The sequence below is a fragment of the Gluconacetobacter asukensis genome (assembly GCF_014174375.1).
Taxonomy (GTDB): domain Bacteria; phylum Pseudomonadota; class Alphaproteobacteria; order Acetobacterales; family Acetobacteraceae; genus Gluconacetobacter; species Gluconacetobacter asukensis.
Genome location: NZ_JABEQE010000012.1, coordinates 1 through 25,694, shown reverse-complemented (window position 1 = coordinate 25,694; position 25,694 = coordinate 1). Strand labels below are relative to the sequence as shown.

The window sequence follows — 25,694 nt, the reverse complement described above, 5'->3', positions numbered from 1 at the left end:
CGACCGGGGCTACGTGGTGCCTCCGGCAACGGATCGTGCGCGAGGGCCATCCGCTTTCTGCCCGGAAGGCGATTGAAAGTCACGTCCCGTCTCGTTGACAAGGCGGATCGCCGTTTCGTGTATGCGTTCGGCTGTAATGCCCAGGCGGCGATACAGTTCGCTCGACGGTGCGGCTTCGCCGAAATCCTCCATGCCGATGAAGGCGCCATCCGGGCCGAGCCACCGGTCCCAGCCGAAACCCGAGGCGGCTTCGATGCCGATGCGCGGCGCATCCCCCAGCACCTGCGCGCGATAGGCGGCGTCCTGCCGGGCGAACAGCTCCCAGCAGGGCAGCGACACCAGGGCGGCGCTGATGCCGTCGCGCACCAGCAGGTGCTGGGCCTGCCGGGCGATGACCATCTCGCTGCCGGTGGCGATCAGCGTGACCTGGCGCGGGCCGCGGGCGTCTTCCATCACATAACCACCGCGCGCGCTGCCGTCGCGCGGGCGGCGCTGGCGGAGGTCGGGCGGGGCGTTGGCGTCGGTCGCCATCGGCGACAGGGTGATCAGGCTGGGGCCGTCGGCGCGGCGCAGGGCCAGTTCCCAGCATTCCATCGTCTCCCGCCGGTCGGCGGGGCGGAAGACCAGGACGTTGGGCATGGCGCGCAGGCTGGCAAGCTGTTCCACCGGCAGCCAGCCCGCGCCGTCTTCGCTGAGGGCCAGCCCGTCATCGGTCAGCAGGTAGATCACCTGCTGGCGCATCATGGCCGCGAAACGCAGGGCCGGGCGCATGCGGTCGATGGCGACGAAGGTGATCGCCCCGCACGGCACCATTCCGCCATGCACCGCGATTCCGTTCAGCAGGGCGGCCAGCCCGTGGACCAGGGTGCCGCAATCGGGCAGCGTCTGGTCGGCCGGCATGGCCTCGGTCCGCTCGCGCCCGCGACGGGAGGACAGGCAGAGCATTTCCGGCACCAGGTCGCGCAGGATGTCCAGCCCCTGGCGGCCGTAGCCCAGGGTTGTATCGGCCTGAATCGTGTCGGGGTCGGGCAGGATCGCGGATAGTGTGGCCGTGTGCCATGCGCGGAGCCAGTCCTCGCGCCAGAAGGAGGGGAGGCGCCGTGCCGCGATACGTTCGAATTCCGCGCGGAGCCGGTGCTTGACCAGCCGGCGCAGCCAGGAGCGCCGGGCCGATGCCCCACGGCGGGCCGCCCGGGCCCATAGCAGCGTCGAATGATCGGGCGCCGGCCCGGTGGCAGATGCGACGGGGCGGGGCGGAGCGGATCGGGGCGTGATGGAGCAGGCGAGGACCGAGGGCTTGCGCGAGCGGATCGCCGCCGACAGCGCGGCCTGCACGGCGTCGTGGTCGTCGGCGGCGACCTTGCGCACCATCCATCCGGTCGCGGCGTAGCGGGCCAGCGTGTCCTCGGCCTCGTCCTCCTCATGCGGGGCGATCTCGAACAGGACGGTGACGCGGTCCAGCCGCATCCGCGCGGCCAGGGACGCGGCTTCCATCGCCACGCCGGTGGCCAGTTCGGTGCCGCAGGACAGGGCCCATATGCGGTGATTGACGATCGAGCGGCCGAACCGCGCCGCGAGCTGCCGTTCGGCCAACGCCATGCCGATTGCGGCCCCCAGCCCCTGGCCGCTGGGGCCGAAGGCCATTTCCACCGCCGGATGGACGCCATATTCGACCACGCTGTCGGGCGCCACAGTCTGGCCGGCCAGGCGCATCAGCGCATCCAGCAGCGGCCGGTGCCGGGTGGACGAGACGACGAAGCGGTCGCGGTCGGGCCAGTCGGGGCTTGCGGGGTCGAAGCGCAGGAACTGGTTCCACAGCACGCAGGCGGGGACCGCCATGGCCCCGGCCTGGGCGGTGTCCGCCGGGTTGCCCAGCCGGGCCTCGATGAAGGTGCTGACCGCGTCGCGCAGGGCGTGGATCGTCTCGCGCGTTGCCGGTTCGGCCAGGGCGTCGGAGGGCGGGGCCTGGTCGAGGGGCGCCTCCAGCTCGGGGGCGATATCGGTCTGCGCGCAGAACATGGGGGCAGGGCGTCCTGAAGGCCGGTCGGTTGTGCCGGCAGCGGCAAAACTATTGCTGTTGGCTATAGGATCGTGCCGGATGCTCCGCAAGCGCGATGCGATCGGCGGGGGGAGCAGCGGCTGTTCGGGGCCGGTACTCTTGCTCCATGGCGTGGATGCTGTAACCGTGGCGGGCCATGCTGCATCGTATTCGTTCCGTTTCGACCCTGATGGCCGTGTCCGCCCTGTGCGTGACCGGGCTGGCCGGCTGCAACCTGGTGGACCAGCGGACCTTCGATCCGCGCGCCAGCCGGCCGCCGGTGCCGCATTATCCGCCTGCGCCCCCCGCGCCGCGCCCGGTGCCGCCGCTGGTGGATATCCGTGCCGGCACGCCGGACAATGCGTGGCGGCCGGCGCTGGAAGGCGCCGTCAGGCGGGCGCTGGCGCGCAAGCCGAACGTGCTGTTCGTGGTCCGGGTCGTGGTGCCGGCCGGCCCGACGCCGGAGCAGGAGGCCCTGGCCATGCGGCATGCCGTGACCACGGATGGCCAGGCGGTGGCGGCTGCCATCGTCGCCGCCGGCGCGCGGCCCGAACAGGTGGAAATGGCGGCTATGTCGGATTCGTCGATGACCACCGGCGCCGTGCGGGTGTATGTGCGATGAAACAGGATCGTGGTCCCCGCGCTGTCGGTGGCCCGCGTTGTAGGTGGACAGACCGTAACGGCGACGGCCGTGCGGGCCGGCGGGCCCGCATCGGCGTCGCGGGAGAATGACAGAGTGCCCAGTATCGACGTGGATCGGCATCCCTTCTACCGTTTTTGCCGGGAATCTCTGGACGGTATCCGCGAGCAGGGACGATATCGCCGCTTCACGCCGCTGGCACGCCAGGCCGATCGGTACCCCGTCTATGATCATGTGACCGCGCCTGCCGCCGAGCCGCCCGTGGGGCGCGAGGTGGTGGTGTGGTCGGCCAACGATTATCTGGGCATGGGGGTCGAGCCGGCGGTGGCCGAGGCCGCGATTGCCGCGATCCGCGAACATGGGGCCGGTGCCGGCGGCACCCGCAACATTGCCGGCACCAGCCCGCTGCACGCGGAGCTGGAGGCCGAGATGGCCGACCTGCATGGCAAGGAGGCCGGGCTGCTGTTCGTGTCCGGCTATGTCTCGAACCAGGCCAGCCTGCAGACGATCCTGACCAGCATGCCGGGCTGGATCTGCTTCTCCGACCGGCAGAACCATGCCTCGATGATCGCCGGCATCAAGGGCGCGCGGGGTTCGTCCTGCGTGATCTACGAGCATAACGACCTGGCGGATCTGGAGGCCAAGCTGGCGGCGGCGCCCAAGGACGCGCCCAAGCTGGTGGCGTTCGAGAGCGTCTATTCGATGGATGGCGACGTCTCGGATATCGGCGCCACCTGTGCGCTGGCGCGCAAATATGGCGCCATGACCTATCTGGACGAGGTGCATGCCGTGGGGCTGTATGGCCCGCAGGGCGGCGGGGTGGCCGAGCGTGACGGGGTGGCCGACCAGGTCGACGTCATCGAGGGCACGCTGGCCAAGGGGTTCGGCGTCCATGGCGGTTACGTCACCGGGTCGGCGGAACTGATCGACTACCTGCGCTGTGCCGCGTCGGGCTTCATCTTCACCACCGCGCTGCCGCCGTCGGTGGTGGCGGCAGCGCTGGCCAGTGTGCGCATGGTGCGGCGCGAGGGCTGGCGGCGCGAGAAGATGTTCGAGCGGGTGGCGACGTTCCGCGCCAAGCTGACCAAGGCTGGAATCCCGTTCATGTCGACGCCCAGCCATATCGTGCCGATCCCGGTCGGGGATGCCGATCGCTGCAACGAGATCAGCCGGCGTCTGCTGTCGGATTTCGGGCTGTATGCCACGCCGATCAACTATCCCACTGTTGCGCGCGGGACCGAGCGGCTGCGCCTGACGCCGGGGCCGCACCATACGGACGAGATGATGGACGAGATGGTCTCGGCCCTGACGGCGCTGCTGCGGATCAATGCCCGCCACGAGGAAGAGGCGGCCTGATCCGGCCGCCCGTTCGCGGGCGGGATCAAAGGCCGAGGAAGCGCCGTGTGTCGGGGTCGATCGGTATGCCTTTAGTGGCCCGGTGCCGGGCCGTCGTCCATTCGCGGTCGCCCGGCGCCATGACGGGGTGTTCGGCATCCGTGGGCGGGACGGCGCGGAGTCGGCGCAGATAGTCGGCCATCGCCCGGTCGTAGGCGGCGCGACCCACGAAGCGCGCGGGGTCGATCGCCAGGCAGAACTGGCCCACGTTGCGCGCCGTCGTCCGGTCGTCCGTGTCCGTCATCGGGATCATGGCGGGATCGGTCGCGGCCCCGGTCAGAACGGCCGACAGGATGGTGACCATTCCGGCCAGTGCCGCGCCCTTGAACCCGTAATCCGGGCCGCCCAGCGGCAGCAGCATGTGCGCGTCATGCGCGCTGGTCGTCTCATGGCCATGCATGTCGGCTGCCACGCCGGCGGGCAGGGGGCGGTTCAGCGACCGGTAGAGCCGAACGCGATTGAAGGGAATGGACGAGGTCGCGATGTCTAGCAGCCACGGAGCCTGTCCGGCGACGGGGGCGGCTATGGCGATCGGGTTGGTGCCGTGGAACGGCAGACTGCCGCCGAAGAGCGTGACATTCGCGTCGGAATTGCTGGTCACGATGCCTATCATGCCGGCCTCGGCGGCCTTCAGGGCATAGGCGCCGGCCGCGCCGCAATGCGATGAGCGGACGATGCCGACCGCGCCCACCCCCGTTTCGGCTGCGATCTCGACGGCCAGGTCCATCGCACGGTAGCAGCCGTAATGGCCCAGCCCGTCATCGGCATCCAGCATGGCCGTGGCCGGGGCGGTGCGCCGGATCGTCAGGCGCGGTGTGCGATTCAGCCGTCCATGCCGCAGCATGGTGGCGTAATGTGCGGCCAGTCTGACCCCGTGGCTGTCGATGCCGGTCCGTGAGGCATGCATCAGCGCCTCGGTAGCCGCGGCGGCGGAGTCGGGCGAGGCGCCGGCGGTCAGCAATGCGGCCGTGACGCGGGATGCCAGCGTTTCGGTGTCGACGAGGATGGTGTCGGTCATGGCCGCCCCAGGATCTCGGCCGCGCGTTTGCGGTCCAGCTTGCCTTCCCAGGCGCCGATCACGACCGGCGCCACGCAGTTGCCGGCCAGATTGCCCACCGCGCGTGCGATGCCGACGAACCAGTCCACCGCCAGCAGCATGACCAGGCTGGCGACGGGGATCGAGGGGATGGCGGACAAGGTGGCGGCCAGCACGACAATGGCGATGCCGGGTACGCCATGGGCGCCCTTGGAGGTCACCAACGCAGTCGCCAGCATGATCAGGATCTGCCACGCGCTCAAGACCGTGCCCGTCGCCTGGGCCAGGAAGATGACGGCGAGGCCCAGATAGATCGACAGGGCGTCGAGGTTGAAGGAATAGCCTGCCGGTACCACCAGCCCTACCACCTGACGGTCCACGCCCATCTGTTCCAGCTTGGTCATGACGCTGGGCAGCACTGCATCCGAGGCGGTCGTTGCGAAGGTGATTGCGAATTCCGTGCGGAAATAGCGGAAGAACCGTATCGGGCTGACCCCCGACAGGCGCAGGCAGAGCCCCAGCCCGCCGACGACGAACAGGGTGATGACCACGAAATACAGGAGAACGAAGGCGGCTAGATGTCCGATCGCGTTGAGGCCATAGCGTGCGGTGGTGGTGGCCATGGCGCCGAACACGCCGAGCGGTGCCAGCGCGATGATGAAGCGCATCATGCGCGAGAACAGGGCGGACAGCGCGTCGATCAGGCGGACGATCGGTGCGCCGGTCTCGCCGATCTGGCTGAGGCAGCAGCCGAACAGGATGGCGAAGAAGAGAATCTGCAGCACATTGCCCTGCGCGAAGGCATCGGCCGGGGTGCGGGGGATCAATGCCAGCAGGAAGTCCGTGATGCCGCCCTCATGCATCACATGGGCGTTGTGGGCGTAGGACGCGATCATGCGGGTATCGTCGGACGTGGGGGCGAACACGATGCCCCGGCCCGGCTGGAGGAGCAGCGCGATGCCGACGGCGAAGAGGAGGACCAGCGTGGTCATCGCCTCGAAATAGAGAAGCGCCTTGGCGCCCAGCCGCCCGACGGTGCGCAAGGACCCGGCGCCGACGATCCCCGTTACCACGATGCAGAACAGCAGGGGGCCGACCGCCATCACGATCAGATGGAGGAACAGGTCGGTCGCCCAGCGTGTCTGCGCTGCGAGGTCGGGTGCGAAGACGCCCAGCGCCAGGCCCAGCAGGGTGGCGATGACGACCTGGAGGAACATGCCGGGGCGTCCGGTCCGGCCAGCATGTGTCGCGGGAAGGGTCGTCTCGCTCATCCGATGAGGGGCCTTGCTGGTTGAGGGCTCGCCGGCACGTCCCTCATTGGCACATCGAAAAGCGTTCGAATTTTATATCGAATCATCTTTATGGTGTCACATCATGAGCATTCCGGCCTGATGAAACGGCCCATCGTGGGTTCGCGCAATACCTGACCATTCTCGACCGCTATCTTGCCGCGTGCAAGCACGATGGTGGGCCAGCCGGTGACGAGACGCCCTTCGTATGGCGTATAATCGATATTGCCCTGAAACAGGTCATTGGTGATCGTGACCTGTCTTGCCGGGTCCCAGAGGACCAGGTCCGCGTCGCTGCCCGGGGCAATCGTGCCCTTGCGGGGGTAGAGGCCGTATCGCCTGGCCGGTGCCGTGGCGGTCAGGCGGACGAAATCCGTCAGGCCGATCTCGCCGCCGTTCACGCCGGCATCGAACAGGACGGGCAGGCGCGTTCCCAGACCGGGCATGCCGTTGGGAATCAGGGAGAAATCGGCATCGCGCCCGTGTCGCGCCTTGCCGGACGATCCTTCGAACGTGTAACCGCAATGGTCGGACGAGACGATGCCGATCACGCCGTCGCGCAGATACGGCCACATGCCGTCCCTGTCGGCCTGGGTACGCAGCGGAGGACTACAGATATATTTCGCGCCCTCGAATCCATCCCGTTTCAGGTCGGATTCCGTGAGGGTGAGATAATGGGGGCAGGTTTCCGCGGAGACTCTGACCCCACGATGACGGGCCCGTGCGATTTCCTCCGCGACGTCCGGGCAGGAGACATGGAAGATCTGGATGTCGTGGCCGGCGAGTTCCGCCAGGGTCATGGCGCGATAGGTGGCTTCGCGCTCCAGGCAGGAGGGGCGTGAGGTGGCGTGGGCGTGGGCGTCGGTTCGCCCGGCGGCGAGATGGGCTTCTATCATGTGGCGGATCGCATCGTAATTTTCGCAATGAACCGAAACCACGAGGCCGCTGGCTTTCGCCGCGTCGAGAACGCGCAGGAATTGTCCGTCCGTCAGATGGAAATCGTCGTAGGTCATGAAGACCTTCAGCCCCGCCGCGCCCCGGTGGGCGATTTCGGGAATGCCCTTTTCGATCGTGTCGGCGTCGGTGCGGGTGACGATCTGGTGAATGGCGAAATCGACGCGCGAACGCTGCCCGCGCCGGAGATAATCCTCGAACTGTGCGACGATGTCGCGCCCTGGCACGTGGGACGCGAAACAGACCACGCTCGTCGTTCCGCCCAACAGGGCGGACGCACTGGCCGAAGCGAAATCGTCTTCATGCACGGTGCCGTCCGCCTCTTCCTGCTCGATATGGCAATGGCCATCGATGCCTCCCGGCATGACCAGCAGGCCGGTGGCGTCGATGACGCGGTGGCCGGTCAAATCGTGCCCGATCGTGTCGATCGTTTCTCCGGTGATGCCGATATCGGCGGTGAACATGTCGCTGGCGGTCACGATGGTACCGTTGCGGATGACCACGTCGAATGTCATTGGAAGGTTCCTGACGTTGGATAAGGTCTGGCAGGGGCTAACCGCCGCGAAGGATGTCCATGCAGTCTGTCGCGACGTTGCGCAGGTGCGTCAGCATGGCCGTCTTCGTGGCTTCGGCGTCGCCATCGAGCAGCATGTCCAGAATGGCCAGGTGTTCGATGGTCGAAGCGGGCACGCGCCCGAGCGGATACGTGATCTCACACAGCCGCGTCAGCGTTCGCAGATCGTCTATGGTCTTGGTCAGAACGATATTGCCCGACGCCCGAGCGAACATCAGATGGATCTGGTCGTCCAGCTGCCAGTGAGCGGCGGTCTGCTCGGGAGATTGGCCCAGTGCGATGACCCTCTCGCGTAAGTCGGCAATACGGCTGCGGTCGATTTTGCCGAAGGCCAACTGGATTGCCTCGCTTTCCAGGACCTCGCGAATATGCATGCATTGAAAGAATTCTGCCGCCGAGACGCGGCGGACGGCGAACGACCGCGACCCCTGCTTGGTCAGGAGTCCCTCGGCGGCCAGGCGCATCACGGCTTCGCGGACCGGGGTGCGGGAGATTTCCAGATGGTCCGCCAGACGGCCTTCGACGACCGACATGCCGCCGGGCAGTTCCCGTTCCAAGATCATGCGCCGAATCTGCCCGTAGGCATGTTCGGCAAGATTGAGTTCGCGGTCGACCGTCATGGTGTCAGTCACGTTCCAGTTCCATTGCCAGCGGGTATTGTAGAGCCTGTGACAATTCCCGCCATTCCTCCGGCGAAAGAACTTCCGACGCCTTCCTGGTGCGGCAGGACGACCATTTCTTCTGCATGACCAGGCAGGCTTTCAGGCGCAGCGTGGCGCGGCCGGCCGGGGCGCGGCCGTAGATCAGGTTCGCCAGGGGCTGGATGGTGGCGTGGATCCGGCGGGCGGTGTTCAGGTCTCCGGCCTGGATGGCGTTCCACAGCCCGCCGATGCTGCGGGGCAGGATGGCCGCGAGGCTGACGAGGCTGCCGGTGGTTCCGATGGCGAAGCAGGCCAGCAGGTGCTCGTCGCCCGAGGCCATGACCTCGACATGGGGGGCGACGCGCGCCGCCAGCCTGCGATGACGGTCATAGGCGTTGGTCTCCCAGCTTCCTTCCTTGATCGCCACGATCCGGGGAAGCGCCAGCAACCGTTCCAGGATCGGAAGGGAATAGGCCATGCCGGCGGTGCCGATCGACGACTGGTAGAGCATGATCGGCGCATCCGTCGCCTCGCAGATGGCGCGATGATGCGCGACGATGGCTTCGGCATCCTGCGACACGGCCCAGGAGAAGGACGGGAAGATCAGAAGGGCGTCCGCCCCGGCATCGACCGCGTCCCGGGCCTGCAGGCAGGCATCCTCGACATCTTCCGACAGTACCCCCGAGACGATGATCTTCTCCGCGCCGATCTGGCCGCGGGCGGTTTCGACGACGAGTCGTTTTTCCTCGCGGTTCAGCAGGTGGTTCTCGCCGGCATGGCCGTTGCAGAGGATGCCCACGATGTCCGCGCTGGAGGTGCAGTCCCTCAGGTGACGGGCGAGGTTGGGTACGTCGATCGTCCCGTCTTCGTGCAGGGGAAGCAGCGTCGCGGCGTAGACGCCCCGGAAAGGGGTGGCGGAAGCAGGGATCATGGCGAGGGTTCCGGGGTGCTGGACGGAGAAAAACGGTGGGGGTCGAATGCGCTCAGGTCCGGGGTGCCGCCCAGGATGCGTTCCGCCAGCAGGCGGCCCATATACGGGCCGCTGGTGAAGCCGGAATGGGCGCACCCGATCACGAACGCGTCGTCGCGCGGGGTCAGGGCGCCGATCAGGGGCATGGCATCGGGCGTTTCGGATTCGAGGCCGAGCCATACCCGAAGGATCTGCGCCTGGGACAGGCGCGGGATGACATGCTGCGCCAGGCGCACGTTGCCGCGCAGGTTTTCGGGAATGACGCGGGTGCCGCCGTCATGGATATTGCCTTCGCCCTGCCAGCCGCCACCGATCAGGACGCTGCCGTTCGCGAACTGCTTGAGCGACAGAAGGCCGTTGGCGATGCTGACGACGCTGCCCATGACCTGGGGCATCGTTTCCGTCACCACGAGCTGGTTGATCAGGCAGCGGATGGGAATGGTATGGCCGAACCAGCCCAGCATCTTTTCCAGCCATACGCCGGCGGCCAGCACCACGCGCCGGGCCGCCAGCGGGCGCGCCTGTTCCGCGCAGCTTATGTCGTATCCATTGCCGGAGGGGTGGATCGCCGTTACCGCGCAATGTTCGAACAGGCTCACGCCAGCCCCGGCCAGGGCCCGTGCGTAGGCCCGGCCGACGCGGTAGGCGGGGATATGTCCGTCCAGTGCGCAATAGGCGGCGGCGCGGATCGAGGGGTTGAGGCCGGGTTCGATCGCGATCGCGCGGGCGGGCGGGACGATTTCGATGGGCGCGCCCGCCTGCTGCCGGACCCTGGCGCGCTCGCGCAGCAATGCTTCCTCGCCTTCCGTGAAGGCCAGGGACAGGCCTGGCGTGGCCAGGGCGCCGACATCCGTCCCCAGCCATTCCCTGCTCGTCAGCCACATTTCGCGGCCGCGCATGGCGTGGGGGATCAACTGCGCACGCGTCATATGCAGGGTCAGCGTGCCGGCATTGACGCCGGAGGCCGACCGGAACAGGTCCTGCCGGTCGAGAAGGGCGACGCGCATGCCGCCGCGCGCCAGGAACAGCGCGGCGGTCGCCCCCATGACGCCGCCGCCGATGACGGCGACATCGACGGGCGCGTCGGGCCATGCCGGTTTCATGGTCATAGCGGGGCGGCCTTCGGGAGTGGGATGTCCGAATAGGCGAACGTCCCGGTCAGCGCCGCGAGGGGCAGGGGGAAGAAGGGCGTGCGCGGTGTGAAGCTGCCGGCCTCTTCGGGCGGCAGGTCGCAGGATGCGGCCAGCACGCCCCGAGCGCCGTCCTCGCACATGCGGCCCTGGCAGGGCCCCATGCCACAGCGGGTCCAGGCCTTGATCTGGTTGAGGTCGCGCGCGCCCGTGGCTGCGGTCTCGCGGAGTGTTGCAGCCCGCACCCGTTCGCAGCGACAGACGATGGCGTCGTCCGGGATGGCGCGGAACAGCGGTGCGGAGGCGTTGAGGAGAGGCAGCATGGTTCGCGACACGTGGTCCAGCCGGCGCAGCAGCATGCGGGGACGCCGCGTCAGCCGTGCGAAATCCCGAGCGGTGATGGCCCCCTGGTCCAGGGCGACGGCGTGGCCGGTGATCAGGCCCCGCAGCCGCGCGACGGCGGCACCGCGGATGCCCGCGGCATCCCCGGTCGCATAGAGGCCGGCCCGGCTGGTGCGGCCGGACGAATCCGTCTCCGGCTCCCAATAGCCGCCCGCGCTGTCGAAACGGTGGCGCGCGCCTAGCGTGCGGGTCAGCAGGGTGGTGGGTTTCAGGCCATGACCGCAGGCCACGGCGTCCACATCATCGTACTGGTATGCCACGCCCGGCCGCCCGGTTTTCGCGACCGCGACGGACAGGCCGTGCGGGGCGGCATGGACGGCGGCGATGTGGGTCTGGTGATGGATCGGAATGCCGGCCAGGCGCAGGCGCGTCATCCATTGTGCGGCCATGCGCAGCCGTGCCGGGTCCCGCATCAGGGTGGCCCCCAGCCGGAGCCAGTCGCCGCGCCGGCCGGCATCGATCACCGCGACGACATGGCCGCCCGGTTCCATCACCTGATGGGCGACGGAAAAGAGCAGGGGGCCGGCACCCGCGACCACGACGCGCCGGCCGGGCAGGGTTCCGGCGTTGCGCAGGAGGATGCTGGCCCCTGCCAGCCCGATGACGCGCGGATCGGTCCAGCCTGGGAAGGGCAGGAGGCGTTCCGTCGCGCCGTTCGCCACGACCAGGGCCCGTGCGGGGAGCTGGTCGATGCCGTCAGGTCCCAGGACATCCAGCTCCATCCGGGGAGACACGCCCCAGACACGGGTGGCGGGGCGGGTTTCGACTCGGGATGCCGCCAGCAGCGCGCGCAGGCGGTCGCCGTCGGAGAATTCATGGTTCGGTGGCACCTGCCGCCGGGCATGGGGTGTCGGCGCGCGAAAGATCTGTCCGCCCGCCTGCGGCTGCTCGTCGACCAGGGTGACGGGCAGGCCGTGGCGGCTGATGGTCAGGGCCGCGGTGGCGCCGGCCACGCCGCCGCCGACTACGACCAGTGCGCCGCGCTCAGGAGGCGACATAGGATGTGACCTGCATGTCCTGCCGCACCGTGGCGCGGCAGGCATAGGCAAGGGTGCCGTCGATCAGGACGCGGCATTCCTGGCAACTGCCCATGAAGCAGAAGGCCCCGCGCGGCGTGCCGTCGCGCGGGGAAACGCCCAGGGCCACGATTCCCGCCCGCCGCAGGACGGCGGCCAGAGGTTCGCCTTCCGGCCCCTGCATGGCGCGTCCTTCGAAGGAAAAGGGGACGGAACGGTTTTCGTTCCCCGGCGGAATCGGTTCGGGCAAGAAACTCTTCCTTGAACGGTGTTTTAATCGTATACAAAGCGTATATATTCTTTAGGACACTGATGCCTGGACCGCAATATCCAATATGGAGGGGGCCTGAATCTTGAGAGCCTGTCTGAAAATGCGCAGTGCCGGCGGCCCGATGCGCGTTTTCCGCACGCCATGGCCGGGGGGCGTTCCGCTTCGGGGTTCCAGGGCGCATGGCGGCCCTTTCGGTGCGTTGCGTTCTGGTGTGCGGAAAGTGGGCAGGGGGGTGGCCGCCTGTGTCCTGTCGGCCTTGCCGGTCTGCGCCGGCCCGGCGGTCCAGGCGCGGGCGCTGGCCGACATCCGCGCCAGCGGCCATCTGAATATCGGCGTCAACCCGGCGCTTCCGCCGCTGGCGGCGTATGATTCGCGCAACGTGATCGAAGGATTCGATGTGGATGTCGGAACCGCGTTGGCGGCGCGGCTGGGGGTGGTGCCGCGTTTCGTCCCGGTGTCCTCGAGTGGGCGCATTCCCTATCTGATGGCCGGCAAGGCGGACGTGGTGCTGGGCGGGCTGACCCGCACGCCTGAACGCGCGGCCGTCATCGCGTTCTCGGTGCCGCTCTATGTCGAGGAATTCGCCATCATCGCCCCGGCGGCGGCCCGGGTGGGTGGCCTGGACGACCTGGCGTCCGGACGGGTGCGGATGGTCGAGGTCCGGGGGTCCACGGCGGTGCCTTTCCTGCGGGAGCACGCGCCGAAGGCACCGATCCTTCTGCTGGGCAGCTATCCGGACGCCGTGCGCGCCCTGGCCCAGGGGCGAGGCGACGCCATGGTGGACGTCATCGAATATGTCGGCCGGTTCCTGGCGGCCGAACCCCAGGCCGGCTGGACGATCCGGCGCGGCTTCGCGCCCGCCGCCGGTGAGGATTGCGTAGGTGTGGCCCGGTCCGATACCGATCTGCTGCGCGCGGTCGATGGGATGTTGGCCGGCCTGACGCGGGATGGAACGATCCAGGCCGCCTATCGCCGCTGGTTCGGCGTCTCCATGGTCGCGCCGGTGGAGAGGCGTCCATGACGGCGCTGCATTTCCAGCCGGTCCTGCAACGTCTGCCGTTCCTGCTGGGCGGCGTCGCGACGACGGTTCTTCTGTCCGTCGCGTCCTTTGGCGCCGGCCTTTTTCTGGCGGGCGGCCTTGCGGTCCTGCGCGCCGAGGGGCCGAAGGCGGGGCGGCGGTTCGGTACGATCTACAGCACGATCATGACCAATACGCCGCAGCTTTCGCAGATCTTCGCGATCTTCTACTGCCTGCCGCTGTTGGGGGTCATAGTGTCCCCGTTCGCGTCGGTCTTCATCGGCATGGCACTGAACGCAGCGGCCTATCTGGCGGATATCCTGACGACGGGGCTGGGTCGGGTGCCGCCGCTTTATCACGACGCGGCGGCGTCGCTGGGGCTGACGCGGCGGCAGGCCTATATGCGCGTCATCTTCCCCCATGCGCTACAGACGATGGCTCCGGCGCTGGCCAATCATTTCCAGATCATGATCCTGGGCAGTTCGATGGCGTCCATCTTCGGGGTCGAGGACCTGACGGGGCGCGCCTACGATGTCGGGTCGACCACCTTCCGCATTCTGGAGGTGATGCTGGTGACCGGGGTGCTGTATGCGCTGCTGTCCATCGCCCTGACGGGGCTGTTCGCCCTGGGGCGCAGGCTGTTCGAGGGCGCGGCATGATCGCCTTTTCCCATTACGACGCCGCGCTGCTGGCGCGTGCCCTGTGGATGACGGTGGTGCTGTCCGTCGCGGGCGGGCTGGCCGGGCTGGCCGGCGGCACCGCGCTGGCGTGCCTGCGGATGGCACGGGGGCGGCTGTTCGCGCCCCTGCGCTTTCTGGCTGCGGGATATGTGCAGGTGGTGCGGCGTGTCCCGTTCATCGTGACGCTTTATATCGTGTTCTTCCTGACCGGCATGGCGGGGCTGGACGTTTCGGAAGTGACGGTCGCGATCTGGGCCATTGGGCTGATCGCGGCGGGATATATCGCGGAGATCGTCCATGGAGGGCTCCGTTCCGTTCCGGCCGACCAGATCGAGGCCGCCGTCACGCTGAATCTGCCGCTGCTGGCGCGATGGCGCCATGTGATCGTGCCGCAGGCGCTGCCGGTGATCGTGCCGCCGACGGTCGGCTACCTGGTGCTCTTCATCAAGGATACGGCCCTGGCGTCACAGGTGGGCGTGCTGGAACTGAACCAGGCGGGGGTCATCCTGTCGAATCGCGGGCTGCCGACGATGCAGGTCTTCCTGGCCGTGCTCGGCCTGTATTTCGCCCTGTCCTACCCGCTGACCCGCCTCAGCCGCATGCTGGAGAAACGCCTTGCCCTATCTTGACCTGCGAGGCGTGACGGTTCGTCAAGACACGCACGAGATCCTGCGCGACGTCGGCCTGCAGGTCGGGCGGGGGGAGATCGTCAGCCTGATCGGTCCGTCCGGCTCGGGGAAGAGCACGTTGCTGCGGACGCTGATCGGGCTGCAGCCCGTCGTCAGCGGGTCCCTGACGCTGGATGGCGTCGCGATCGACATGACCGCCGCGTCCGCCCCCCGTGCATTGCGCGCCCGCGCGGCGATCGTCTTCCAGCAGTTCGGGCTGTTCGACCATATGTCGGTCCTGCGCAACCTGACGCTGGCGCCGACCGTCGTCGCCGGGCGTCCCCGCGCCGAGGTGGAGGAGGCGGCGCGGCACCGGTTGCGCATGCTGGGCCTGGCGGACAAGGCCGAAATCCGGCCATCGCGCCTGTCCGGCGGGCAGAAGCAGCGCGTGGCGATAGCGCGCGCGCTGATGACCCAGCCGGACCTGCTGCTGCTGGACGAGCCGACATCGGCCCTCGATCCCCGCCTGGTGTCCGAGGTGACGGCGCTGCTGCGGGATCTGGCGAGGGCGGGGATGACGATCATCCAGGTTTCGCACGGCATGGAATCCGTCGCCGCCCTGTCCGATCGCATCGTTCTGCTGGAAGACGGGCGGGTCCGCGCCGTCGGTGCCGGGGCGCGGGCCGCGGCCGAGCCGTCGATCGCGGCCTTCATGAACGCCCATCGCTAGGATGTCGCCCTGGCTGGGCAGGAAAGGAAATATCGTGGAATTTCGAGGAACCTACACCGTCATGATCACGCCCTTCGACGGGCAGGGTCGCATCGACGTGCCGGCGCTGCGGCGTTTTACCGACTGGCAGATCGCGCAGGGCATTCGCGGGCTGATCCCCCTGGGCTCGACGGGCGAATTCCTGTCGCTGACGGACGATGAACGCACGCTGGTCGCCGAGACGGTGATCGGACAGGCTGCCGGGCGGGTTCCGGTTTTCATCGGAACGGGTGCCGAGAACACGGATGATGTCATCCGCTACAGCCGGGAGGCCGAATCGCTGGGGGCGGACGGCGTGATGATCATTCCGCCATTCTATTCGACGCCGACCGAGGATGAACTGTTCGTCCATTATCGCCGTGTTTCGGATGCGATCGGCCTGCCGATCATGCTCTACAACAATCCCGCGACCGCCAATGTCGACCTGCTGCCCGAACTGGTGGCGCGGCTGGGCACCATCGACAATTGTCGCCTGATCAAGGAATCGACGATGGATGTCACGCGCGTGCGGGACATCATCCGCCTGTGCGGCGACCGGATGAGCGTGTTCGGCGGCATCATGGGATTCGAAAGCTTTCTCGAAGGCGCTGTCGGGTGGGTCGCCGTGGCGTCGAACGTCGCGCCCCATGCCATGAGCCAGATCTTCGCCCTGTGCGACGGGTTCCGCGATATCGGCGCGGCGCGCGAGATCTATCGGCGGCATGTGCCGCTGATCCGCTTCGTGGGCGGCGGCGGGTATGTGGCGGGATCGAAGGCGCTGCTGAGGCATATGGGATTCGACGTGGGGGGGCCGCGTCCGCCGCGCCTGCCGCTGCCGGCGGCGCAGGATGCGCAGGCGTTCGAGATCGTGCGCGATCTCGAACTGCGTTTCGTCGCGGCATGAAGGCGACGCGGCAGGTCCGTGTCCAGGTCTGGATGGCGGCGTCGCTGCTGGTGGCGATCGCCCCCTGCCGCGCGGCACCGTGCCCCGTGGTGCCCGGACTTGTCGCGCCGGGGCATTTGACGATGGCGACGAACCCGACCCTTCCGCCGCTGCAATATATGAGCGTGGACGGAGATCTGTCGGGCATGCGGATCGTGCTGGGGCGGGAAGTCGCGCGCAGGCTCTGCCTGGAGCCCGCCTTTCTTTCCACCTCCTTTGCGCAACTGACGTTGGGGTTGCTGGAAAAGCGATGGGACGTGATCGACACCGGCATGTTCTACACCCCCCAGCGGGCGACGCTGATGGAAATGGTGCCGTACGAGATCCAGGCCATCAGCCTGAGCGTGGCGGATGACGCGCCCATGGTCGTGCGCGGCGTCGACGACCTGGCGGGCCGGTCGCTGGGCGTCGAGATGGGCGGAATCGAGGAACGCCATGCCCGCGAGATCGACCGCGTCCTGCGGGAGGCGGGAAAACCGGGGCTGGATATCAAGACGTTCCAGAATGTGGGCATCGCCTTCGCGGCGCTGCGTGCGCACCAGGTGTTCGCCGTCTTCTCGATCGATGCCGTGGCGCAGCGGGGGGTGGCGCAGGGCGGTGTCCGGCGGGACCTGCATGGCCTCTATCCCACGCCGGTGGCGCTGGCGTTGCGTGACGCCGCGCTGGCGGACCGGGTCGCCGGCGCCCTGAGCGCGATGCGGGCCGATGGTACGCTCGAACGGATCATGGCGCCGTATGGCGTTTCCGCGATTTCCGGCAGGATCGAGGCGTCGGGTCCTGGCCGCCTTTCAAACCGCTACTGAACGACAGGGCATCCGACATGCAGGTCTGGAACTGGCACGGTTTCTTTACTTACCTTACGAGCCCTTACATCTTTCGTGGCGCGCTGGTCACGTTGTGGATGACCTTCGCGGCGATGGTGTTCGGCTGTCTGCTGGGGCTGGCGCTGGCGGTCATGAAGCGGTCGCGCCATCGCGCGCTGTCGGTGCCGGCGCGGTTCTATGTCTGGCTGTTTCGCGGCACGCCGCTGCTGGTGCAACTCGTCGTGATCTATGCGGGCCTGCCGAAGCTGGATATCCGCCTGAGCGTGACGGCCTGCGCGGTGATCGGCCTCAGCCTCAACGAAGCCGCCTACCTGGCCGAAATCATCCGGGCCGGGCTGAACGCCGTGCCGCCTGGCCAGATCGCGGCCGCGCGCGCCCTGGGCATGGATGAGTGGCAGATTTCCAGCCGCATCGCCTTTCCGCAGGCCTTTCGCCTGATCATCCCGCCGCTGGGCAATTCGGTGAATGGCTTGCTGAAGACGACTAGCGTGACGTCGGTCATTTCCATGGAAGAGCTGATGCAGCGCAGCCAGATCCTGGTGCAGGACCAGTTCATGGTGTTGGAACTCTTCTCGGTCGCGGCCCTGTATTACCTCTTCATGACGACGGCGTGGGATTTCCTGCAGCGCCGTATCGAACGCCGTGCCGAACGGCCGTATCGCCGTCTGTCGTCGGCTGGGGGCGCCGGCCTGCCGCCGGACCTGGCCGCCGCAAGCAGGGACGCACGGTGATGGAAGGCGGGATCGCCTTTCGTTTCGAAGGGCAGGACCTGGCGGCCCGGCCGGGGCAGAGCGTGACGGCGGCGTTGCTGATGCATGGCGTCCTCGCCCATCGCACGGTCCGCGATGGCACGCGGCGCGGGCCATTGTGCGGAATCGGCGCCTGTCACGAATGTCTTCTGGAAATCGACGGGCGGTTGTCCCAGCGCGGCTGCATGACCACGGTGTGCGCGGGTATGGAGGTCCGGCATGCCAGGAGCCTGCCGGATGCGGGGGAGGCCGTGCCGCTGGGCGCCGTGCCCGATGCGATCGGCGTGGAACGATGCGACGTGCTGGTCGTCGGAGCTGGGCCGGCGGGGATCGTGGCGGGCCGCCTGATGGCGGCCGGCGGGCTGGACGTGCTGGTGGTGGACGAACGGCACGGGCCCGGCGGGCAATATTTCAAGCAGGACGCGGTCAGCGGGCGGGCGCCCGACGGGCAGGCGCGGCAGGGTGGCAAGGCCGTCGCGGCGCTGAAGGACAGCGGCGCGCGGATCTGGACCGACACGCTGGTCTGGGGGGCTTTTCGCGAAGGGACGGAACTGCGTGTCGGTATCCTGCGGCGCGGGCGGGCCGGCTACATCGTGCCGCGCCATGTCGTGATTGCGACCGGGGCGCAGGAGATGCCGCGCCCGCGCCCCGGCTGGACCTTGCCCGGCGTGATGACCACCGGCGCGGCGCAGACCATGCTGCGGGCCTATGATACCCCCCTGCCGGGCAGGATCGTGATCGCGGGGAACGGGCCGCTGAACCTGCAACTGGCCGCCGAGCTGATCGGGCGGGGGGCATCGGTCGTGGCGCTGGTCGAGGCGGCGGCGCCCCCCTGGACGCGCCCCGCGCTGGCCGCGCGCCTGAGCGTTGCCTCCCCCCTGCTGGCTGCGGCCGGCGGGCGGCACCTGTCCCGGCTGCGGGCCGCCCGCGTACCCGTGCTTTGGGGAAGCCGCCTGGTCCGTATCGAGGGGGCGGGGCGGGCGCAGGTAGCGATCGTCGCGGAACCGGACGGGCGTGAGTGCCGTCTGGAGGCGGATGCCGTCTGCCTGGGAGATGGGTTCGTTCCTGCCAACGAACTGGCCCGCCTGCTTGGCTGCGCCCATTCCGTCTCCGGCTGGCCGGTGCCGCATCCCGAGGCGGGGCGGCTGGCGGAGGGGACGACCGACCAGGCCGATGTCTCGATCATCGGTGAGGCCGGACGGTTCGGGGGCGCGGCCCTGGCGCAGGCGCAGGGCGCGCTGTGTGCCGGGCGCCTTCTGTCCCTGTTCGGGAAGACGGGACCGGCGGCGGAGAGTCGTGCGGCGCGGCGGCGTTTCCGGCACGCAGAGCGTTTCCAGGACCTGCTGTGGCGGCTGTATGCCCCTGTCGCGGATCTGCCGGTGCCGGCGGACGATACCATCCTGTGCCGTTGCGAGGGCCTGTCGGCAGCCGGTATCCGCGCGCAATGCGCGCGCGACGAGGTGCAGGATATCGCAACGCTCAAGCGGGCGACCCGATCGGGCATGGGGCGGTGCCAGGGGCGGTTCTGCCAGCCGGCGCTGGCCGCGATGCTGCCCGCCCCGACCGGCGAGATGGATTTCGCCGCGCCGCAGATGCCGCTGCGCCCGATCCCGCTGGCCGCCCTGGCGGTGGAAAAGCCCGAATGGCGCGGGCACCGGCGGGTGGAGATTCCCTCCGCCCTGCCGAAAGGCGGCGTCTCGGCCCCGGTATCGGGCAACGTGCAGGTGACGGATGTGGTGGTGATCGGGGCCGGGATCGTGGGCCTGTTCACCGCGCTGTTCTTGGCGCAGGCCGGGCGTCGGGTCGTGGTGCTGGAACGCGGACGCCCCGGTGCCCTGGCGTCGGGCGGCAATGCCGGCAGCCTTCATGCCCAGCTCATGGCCTTCGACGACAGCGCCGGGGCGGATGGTCCGTCGCTGCCGGCGCGGACGCTGGCCTTGCAGCGGGAATCGATCGGGATGTGGCAATCCATGGTGCCGTTCTTCGACCGGGACCTGGAAATCAAGGTGTGTGGCGGCCTGGCCGTTGCCGAAAGCGAGGCCGACATGGCGCGCCTGCGGGCGAAAGTGGCCGTCGAGCAGTCGCTGGGTGTGGCCTCGTGCATGGTGGACAGCCAGGAATTGCGTGCGATCGAGCCGGCGCTGGGGGCGGGGTTTCCGGGGGGCGCCTATTGTTCCGAGGAAGGCAAGATCAATCCGATGGCGGCCACGCTAGCGGTGATGGCGCGCGCCAAGGACGTGGGCGTCACCATCCGGCCGCTGTCCCCCGTCGCGGCGATCACGCGCGAGACGAACGGATTCCGCATCGTCGCGCAGGACGGTCGGGCCTGGTCGGCGGGTGCGGTGGTGAACGCGGCCGGTGCGTATGCCGGTGAGGTCGCGGGCCTGGTCGGCCGGCGCCTGCCGGTCTTCGGTGCGCCGCTTCAGATGGTGGTGACCGAACCGGTGGCCCCGCTGGTCGGTTCGTTGCTGGCCCATGCCAGCCGTCACCTGACGCTTAAGCAGGCGGCCAACGGCACGCTGCTGATCGGCGGAGGATGGAGCGCCGGGCTGGATGCCGTGCATGGCCATCCGCGCCCGTTGCGGGACAGTCTGGAAGGCAATCTGTGGGTCGCGCGAAAGCTGGTGCCGGCGCTGGGCAGCGTGCACGTGGTACGGAGCTGGGCGGCCATGAACATCGATATCGACGGGGCGCCGATCCTGGGCGAAAGCCCGGACGTGCCCGGATTCTACAATGCCGTCACGGCCAATGGCGTCACGCTGGCGCCGGCCATGGGGCGTAGCGTCGCCGACATGGTGCTGGGCACCGGGCGGCGCGCGGACCTCGATATCTTTTCCCCCCGGCGCTTTCATGGAGGCTGCGCATGATCGTTCTGGACAATGTGACGAAATCCTATGGTGGGTTTCGCGTCCTCAATGGCTGTTCGGCGACCATCCGGCGGGGCGAGGTGGTCGTGATCTGTGGGCCGTCGGGGTCGGGGAAATCGACTCTGATCAAGTGTGTCAACGCGCTCGAACCTTTCGAGGGCGGCCAGATCGTGGTCGACGGCATGGCCGTCCGGTCGTCGGATGTCAGCCTGCAGGCCCTGCGCGCGAAGGCCGGCATGGTGTTCCAGAGCTTCGAGCTTTTTTCCCACCTGACGATTCTGGACAATGTCATGCTGTCCCCGCGTCTGGTGCAGAAACGTCCTGCCCAGTCGGTGCGCGAGGAGAGCATGCGCCTGCTGGAACGCGTGGGGTTGGCACAGCATGCCATGAAATATCCGATCGCCCTGTCCGGCGGACAGCAGCAGCGCGTGGCGATCGCGCGGGCGCTGGCGATGCGTCCTTCGATCATGCTGTTCGACGAACCGACTTCGGCGCTCGACCCCGAGATGGTCGGCGAGGTCCTGGCCGTGATGGGTGAACTGGCGCGCGAGGGCATGACCATGATGTGCGTGACCCATGAAATGGGATTTGCCCGCCAGGTCGCGGACCGAATCCTGTTCGTGGACCGGGGCGAGATCGTCGACGATTGTTCGTCGCGGGATTTCTTCGCCGGCCGGTGCAGCCCGCGCGCGCAGGCGTTCCTGAGCAGCGCTTGCTGAACCGGCGCTTGCCGGGCGCTTTCCGGCAGGGCTGCCGCAAACAGAAGATTCACAAAAAAACGAATGGCCATTGTTCCGCTTTACGATTGAATTCGATTGGTATACAAATCGCATATAGAACGAAGACCGTGATGCGTATCCGAGCGAAAGGCGGCCGATGTCTGAGATCCTGAGTGATGAGAAAATTCCGAGCGACGGGATCGAATGCACCGTCGACCGTGATTTCGACACGTTGCAGGTCGCGTTTCTGCGCGAACTGGTACGCGTGCCGTCGGACAATCCGCCGGGAGATTGCGCGCCGCACGGCCGCTTTGCCGCCGAGCGCCTGGAGGCGCTGGGGTTCGTGGTGGAGCGGGACGTGGTGCCGGCGGACGTCCTGGCGCGGAGCGGCCTGCGCAGCGCCACGAACCTGATCATACGGCAGCGCTTCGGAAACGGGGACGGCCCGGTCGTCGCCTTGAACGCCCATGGCGATGTGGTGCCGCCGGGAGGTGGATGGACGCACGATCCCTATGCCGGGGTGATCGAAGGCGGGCGCCTGTATGGGCGGGGGGCAGCGGTTTCGAAATCCGATTTTGCAACCTTCGCCTTTGCCCTGCGGGCCCTGAACGCCCATGCCGAAGGCTTACAGGGGCAGGTGGAGTTGCATTTCACCTACGACGAGGAAACGGGGGGCAGCGCGGGGCCGGGCCGGTTGCTGGAAGAGGGGCTGACGCGTCCCGATTATGTCATCAGCGCCGGTTTCACCTACGGGGTGATGATCGCGCATAAGGGAAGCCTGCAGCTTGACGTGACATTCGTGGGAAAGGCGGCGCATTCCGCCTGGCCCGATACCGGCTGCGACGCCATTCAGGCGGCGTGTGGCGTAATGGCGGCGCTGTATGCCCATCGGGACGAGCTGGCCTCCCGGTCGTCTGCCATTCCCGGTATCGGCGCGCCGACGCTCGTCATCGGCACCGTCGGCGGCGGCGTGGCCGCGAATGTCGTGCCGGAACAGGCGACATTCCGAATGGAGCGGCGAATCCTGCCGCATGAGGATCCGGATGAGGTGGAGCGCGAACTGCGCGACATCGTCGTCCGGGCCGCGACGGTAGAAGGCGTGACCTGCGCCGTGCGCCGTCATCTTCTGGCGCTTCCGCTGGTGCCCGAAAGCCGGCAGGCACCGCTGGTCGCGGCGCTACAGGACGCGGCCGAGACCGTGATCGGCGAGCGGATTCCGGCAGAGGGCATGGCCCTGTTCACGGACGCCCGCCTTTACAGCAATGCCGGATGCCCGACCGTTCTGTATGGGGCGGGGCCACGTCGCCTTCAGGACGCGAATGGCCACCGGGCGGACGAACATGTGGTGCTGGAAGACATGCGCCGGGCGACGAAAGTGGTGGCGATCGCCCTGTGGCGGCTGCTGGGGCATCCCTGCACCAAATCATAACGAAAACGATCTGAAAACATCCTTTTGCCTGCAACGCAGGTCCTCCGGAACGGAATGGACCGATGGAGTCGACATGAACATCAGGAAGCTTGCGCTTTATTCCACGATTCTGTCCTTTGGTCTCTGGAACGGGGGAGCCGTCGCGGCGACTGCAGACGGGAGTGCCCAGGATTCGAAAAGTTCCGCGCATGTGAAGAAGGCCAAGGCCGCCCCCCGCCATGTGGCCGCCAGCGAAGAAAGCGTGATCGTGACCGGTACGCATGCGAGCAACCGCCATGCGCGCCAAAGTACGAGCCCCGTCACAGTTCTTTCCGCTGCGACGCTGCGTCGTTCGGGCATGCTGAACCTGTCGGACGCCCTGACCAGAACCTATCCGTCGATCAATGTCAGTACGATGGGCAACGATGCGGGAGCCCTGACGGCCTCCATCCGCATGCGGGGGCTGAACCCCAATGAGGTCCTGGTTCTGGTCGATGGCAAGCGCCGCCACACGACTGCCAACATCAATGCCGACGCGGGACCGAATTTCGGTTCGACGCCGGTCGATCTCAACATGATTCCGTCCAACATGATCGACCATATCGAGGTATTGGAAGACGGCGCCGCTGCGATGTATGGGTCCGACGCGATCGCCGGCGTGGTGAATATCATCACCAAGAAGCAGGATCATGGTCTCGACATCAGTTCCCAGACCGGTGCGAACGCCTATAATGGCGATGGCTGGCAGTATCAGGTCAATGCCGACGGCGGGTTCAAGCTGGGCCAGGACGGCTATATGCATATTGCCGCCCAAGTCTATCATACCGACCATTTCGTAACGAAGACGCTTGATCATCGCCTGGCCGGCTACACACCAACCGGCGTGCAGGACGAACTGTATACAGGCTCCTTGAAGGTTCCTGGTGATTCCAACAAGATCATGAGCACGCCGGAGGAGACGCGCGAGAATCTCGGAATCGATTTCGGCAAGCCGATTACGGATGATGTCCAATTCTATGGACAGGTCACGTACGGGCACCGTCATGCCGAAGCGTATGAGAATTATCGTCTGCCCTCCGGCACCAGCGCCAGCAATCCGGCGCTGTTTCCCAATGGCTATTCGCCGTTGGAGACGATCGACGAGAACGACTATGCCGCCACGCTGGGTCTGAAAGGGAAGAGACTGTTCGGCTTCGATTGGGATCTGAGTACGACCTGGGGGGAAGACCTGGACAAGATCAGCACGAAGCACACCACCAATCCTAATATGTATGCCGCGACGGGCTATACGCCGACGACCGTCCGCAACGAGAATTTCCGGCTCGCGCAATGGACGAACAATCTGGATTTCCGAAGGAATTTCAGAATTGCCAACGCCGTGCCGATGACGCTGGCATTTGGCGGCGAACACCGGCTGGAGCAGTACACCGTGGTCGCGGGCGAACCGGCATCTTATGAATATGGCGGTACGTCTGCGCTGGCGGGGCTGACGCCGCAGGATGCCGGGAAGTGGAATCGCGATATCTGGGCGGCATACTTGGACGGCGATTTCCATCCCACGTCGAAATGGGATCTCGATTTCGCCGGACGTTTCGAACATTATACCGATGTCGGCAACACCGAAAACGGCAAGGTTTCGACGCGCTACGACTTCACCCGCCGGGTCGGGGTGCGGGCGACCATCAGCAACGGTTTTCGTGCGCCCACGATGGCCGAACAGCATTACAGTGCGATCAATGTCGGGCCGACTTCCGTTCTGGGGCTGCTGCCTGTCTCGTCGCCGGAGGCAGCGGCGACGGGCGCTTCGCCCCTGAAGCCGGAACGGTCCACGAGTGCAAGCGGTGGTATCGTTCTGGAACCGGTCGATGGCTTTCATGTCGAGGCGGACGTCTACCAGATCAACATTCGGGACCGTGTGGTACAGGGTGGCAACGTTACTGGTCCGGCGGCTGTCGCTGCGCTGGAACAAATGGGAGTCTCGCTGCCGGCCTTGACGCAGCAGTCGGAAAATGCGGTTCAGACCTATTATTTCACGAATGGCGCCAGCACTCGGACGCAAGGTCTGGACATCAAGGCGGATTACATGGTGCACATGCATCAGTACGGCAATCTTGCCCTGTCGATGGCGCTGGACCTGAACCGTACCCGGCTGACGCATAACGGTCTGTCCAGCACCGGTTCGCCGCTGCTGAATGCGCAGAATATCGGTTATCTGACAACGGGTTTCCCGCGCAGCAAGATCATCCTGAATGCCTACTGGACCATGGGGGCGTGGGATATCAATCTGCGCCAGACCCGGTACGGCGAAACGACGGGCATGATGACATATCAGGACTGGACGCCTTCGGCCGCCACATGTCCGGGCGGTGGGCAGTTGGAACAGTCGAGTGTCTGTTTCGCGCAGTTCAAGAATACGCCCCGTTGGTTGACCGACCTGGAGATCGGTTACCGTGTCAGCCCGCGGTGGCATATCGCAGTCGGTGCCAACAATATTTTCAACGTCCGCCCACGCAAGCTGCCGGGCGAGCTGAATCAGCTGGGCGGGAACCCGTATGATACGTTCTCGTCCCAGGTTCCGATGACGGGTGGATATTATTATGGGCGGGTAAATTTCACACTCTGAAGACCTGCCGAAATAACGAGGAATGATAGTATGTTTGCAGAGATCGACCCGCCGCACCGGCTGTTGATGGGGCCTGGCCCGGTGAACGTGCATCCGCGCGTGCTGCGGGCGATGTCGGCGGACATGCTGGGTCAGTTCGACCCGGAGATGA

General features: G+C 67.1%; 22 protein-coding genes. 13 read left to right on the top strand and 9 right to left on the bottom strand.

Annotated features, from left to right (window positions below; genetic code table 11):
• Positions 1-9: 9 nt before the first annotated feature.
• Positions 10-2,019, bottom strand: coding sequence for a transketolase-like TK C-terminal-containing protein (locus HLH35_RS13630; protein ID WP_182979661.1), 2,010 nt, complete (start codon positions 2,017-2,019; stop codon positions 10-12).
• A 176-nt stretch (positions 2,020-2,195) separates the two neighbouring features.
• On the opposite strand from HLH35_RS13630, the gene HLH35_RS13625 reads away from it, so the two are divergent.
• Both HLH35_RS13625 and hemA read left to right on the top strand, forming a co-directional pair.
• A complete protein-coding gene (locus HLH35_RS13625) occupies positions 2,196-2,660 on the top strand; it encodes a hypothetical protein (RefSeq protein ID WP_182979660.1) in 465 nt (154 codons plus the stop codon).
• Between the two features lie 114 nt (positions 2,661-2,774).
• A complete protein-coding gene (gene hemA / locus HLH35_RS13620) occupies positions 2,775-4,034 on the top strand; it encodes a 5-aminolevulinate synthase (protein ID WP_338029354.1) in 1,260 nt (419 codons plus the stop codon).
• A gap of 25 nt (positions 4,035-4,059) precedes the next feature.
• On the opposite strand, the gene HLH35_RS13615 is transcribed toward hemA, so the two are convergent.
• The 8 genes from HLH35_RS13615 to HLH35_RS13580 all read right to left on the bottom strand — a co-directional run bounded on the left by HLH35_RS13615 (position 4,060) and on the right by HLH35_RS13580 (position 12,335).
• The gene (locus tag HLH35_RS13615; protein WP_182979659.1) at positions 4,060-5,091 is read right to left on the bottom strand and encodes an Ldh family oxidoreductase; all 1,032 of its coding nucleotides are present in this window, start codon (positions 5,089-5,091) and stop codon (positions 4,060-4,062) included.
• A complete protein-coding gene (locus tag HLH35_RS13610; protein ID WP_246385092.1) occupies positions 5,088-6,380 on the bottom strand; it encodes a cation:dicarboxylate symporter family transporter in 1,293 nt (430 codons plus the stop codon). The genes HLH35_RS13615 and HLH35_RS13610 overlap by 4 nt, the downstream gene beginning before the upstream one ends.
• A gap of 101 nt (positions 6,381-6,481) precedes the next feature.
• Positions 6,482-7,867, bottom strand: a complete 1,386-nt coding sequence (hydA, locus tag HLH35_RS13605) for a dihydropyrimidinase (RefSeq protein WP_182979658.1) — start codon at positions 7,865-7,867, stop codon at positions 6,482-6,484.
• Positions 7,868-7,904: 37 nt separating this feature from the next.
• Positions 7,905-8,546: a GntR family transcriptional regulator gene (locus tag HLH35_RS13600; RefSeq protein ID WP_182979657.1), complete on the bottom strand. Its 642-nt coding sequence runs from the start codon at positions 8,544-8,546 to the stop codon at positions 7,905-7,907.
• Positions 8,547-8,550: 4 nt separating this feature from the next.
• A complete protein-coding gene (locus tag HLH35_RS13595; RefSeq protein ID WP_182979656.1) occupies positions 8,551-9,498 on the bottom strand; it encodes a dihydrodipicolinate synthase family protein in 948 nt (315 codons plus the stop codon).
• On the bottom strand, positions 9,495-10,646 hold the full coding sequence (locus HLH35_RS13590; RefSeq protein WP_182979655.1) for an NAD(P)/FAD-dependent oxidoreductase: 1,152 nt from the start codon (positions 10,644-10,646) through the stop codon (positions 9,495-9,497). Before HLH35_RS13590 ends, HLH35_RS13595 begins: the two co-directional genes overlap by 4 nt.
• A complete protein-coding gene (locus tag HLH35_RS13585) occupies positions 10,643-12,067 on the bottom strand; it encodes an FAD/NAD(P)-dependent oxidoreductase (protein WP_182979654.1) in 1,425 nt (474 codons plus the stop codon). The genes HLH35_RS13590 and HLH35_RS13585 overlap by 4 nt, the downstream gene beginning before the upstream one ends.
• Positions 12,054-12,335 carry a 2Fe-2S iron-sulfur cluster-binding protein gene (locus HLH35_RS13580; protein ID WP_182979653.1) on the bottom strand — a complete coding sequence of 94 codons (282 nt, stop codon included), beginning with the start codon at positions 12,333-12,335 and terminating at the stop codon, positions 12,054-12,056. The genes HLH35_RS13585 and HLH35_RS13580 overlap by 14 nt, the downstream gene beginning before the upstream one ends.
• Before the next feature lie 253 nt (positions 12,336-12,588).
• On the opposite strand from HLH35_RS13580, the gene HLH35_RS13575 reads away from it, so the two are divergent.
• The 11 genes from HLH35_RS13575 to HLH35_RS13525 all read left to right on the top strand — a co-directional run bounded on the left by HLH35_RS13575 (position 12,589) and on the right by HLH35_RS13525 (position 25,543).
• Positions 12,589-13,377: a transporter substrate-binding domain-containing protein gene (locus HLH35_RS13575; RefSeq protein ID WP_338029353.1), complete on the top strand. Its 789-nt coding sequence runs from the start codon at positions 12,589-12,591 to the stop codon at positions 13,375-13,377.
• Entirely contained in the window at positions 13,374-14,033 is a 660-nt protein-coding gene (locus tag HLH35_RS13570) for an amino acid ABC transporter permease (RefSeq protein WP_182979651.1), read from the top strand. Before HLH35_RS13575 ends, HLH35_RS13570 begins: the two co-directional genes overlap by 4 nt.
• Positions 14,030-14,683 (top strand): amino acid ABC transporter permease, encoded by a 654-nt coding sequence (locus HLH35_RS13565; RefSeq protein WP_182979650.1) that lies wholly within the window; start codon positions 14,030-14,032, stop codon positions 14,681-14,683. Before HLH35_RS13570 ends, HLH35_RS13565 begins: the two co-directional genes overlap by 4 nt.
• Complete coding sequence (locus HLH35_RS13560; protein ID WP_182979649.1) at positions 14,670-15,392, top strand: amino acid ABC transporter ATP-binding protein; 723 nt, start codon at positions 14,670-14,672, stop codon at positions 15,390-15,392. Before HLH35_RS13565 ends, HLH35_RS13560 begins: the two co-directional genes overlap by 14 nt.
• A gap of 34 nt (positions 15,393-15,426) precedes the next feature.
• Complete coding sequence (locus tag HLH35_RS13555; protein ID WP_338029352.1) at positions 15,427-16,314, top strand: dihydrodipicolinate synthase family protein; 888 nt, start codon at positions 15,427-15,429, stop codon at positions 16,312-16,314.
• On the top strand, positions 16,311-17,156 hold the full coding sequence (locus HLH35_RS13550; protein WP_182979647.1) for a transporter substrate-binding domain-containing protein: 846 nt from the start codon (positions 16,311-16,313) through the stop codon (positions 17,154-17,156). The genes HLH35_RS13555 and HLH35_RS13550 overlap by 4 nt, the downstream gene beginning before the upstream one ends.
• Positions 17,157-17,173: 17 nt before the next feature.
• On the top strand, positions 17,174-17,908 hold the full coding sequence (locus tag HLH35_RS13545) for an amino acid ABC transporter permease (RefSeq protein WP_182979646.1): 735 nt from the start codon (positions 17,174-17,176) through the stop codon (positions 17,906-17,908).
• The gene (locus tag HLH35_RS13540; RefSeq protein WP_182979645.1) at positions 17,908-20,793 is read left to right on the top strand and encodes an FAD-dependent oxidoreductase; all 2,886 of its coding nucleotides are present in this window, start codon (positions 17,908-17,910) and stop codon (positions 20,791-20,793) included. The genes HLH35_RS13545 and HLH35_RS13540 overlap by 1 nt, the downstream gene beginning before the upstream one ends.
• On the top strand, positions 20,790-21,512 hold the full coding sequence (locus tag HLH35_RS13535; protein ID WP_182979644.1) for an amino acid ABC transporter ATP-binding protein: 723 nt from the start codon (positions 20,790-20,792) through the stop codon (positions 21,510-21,512). The genes HLH35_RS13540 and HLH35_RS13535 overlap by 4 nt, the downstream gene beginning before the upstream one ends.
• A 157-nt stretch (positions 21,513-21,669) precedes the next feature.
• Positions 21,670-22,941, top strand: a complete 1,272-nt coding sequence (locus tag HLH35_RS13530; RefSeq protein ID WP_182979643.1) for an ArgE/DapE family deacylase — start codon at positions 21,670-21,672, stop codon at positions 22,939-22,941.
• A 73-nt stretch (positions 22,942-23,014) separates the two neighbouring features.
• On the top strand, positions 23,015-25,543 hold the full coding sequence (locus HLH35_RS13525; protein ID WP_182979642.1) for a TonB-dependent receptor plug domain-containing protein: 2,529 nt from the start codon (positions 23,015-23,017) through the stop codon (positions 25,541-25,543).
• Positions 25,544-25,694: the final 151 nt, after the last annotated feature.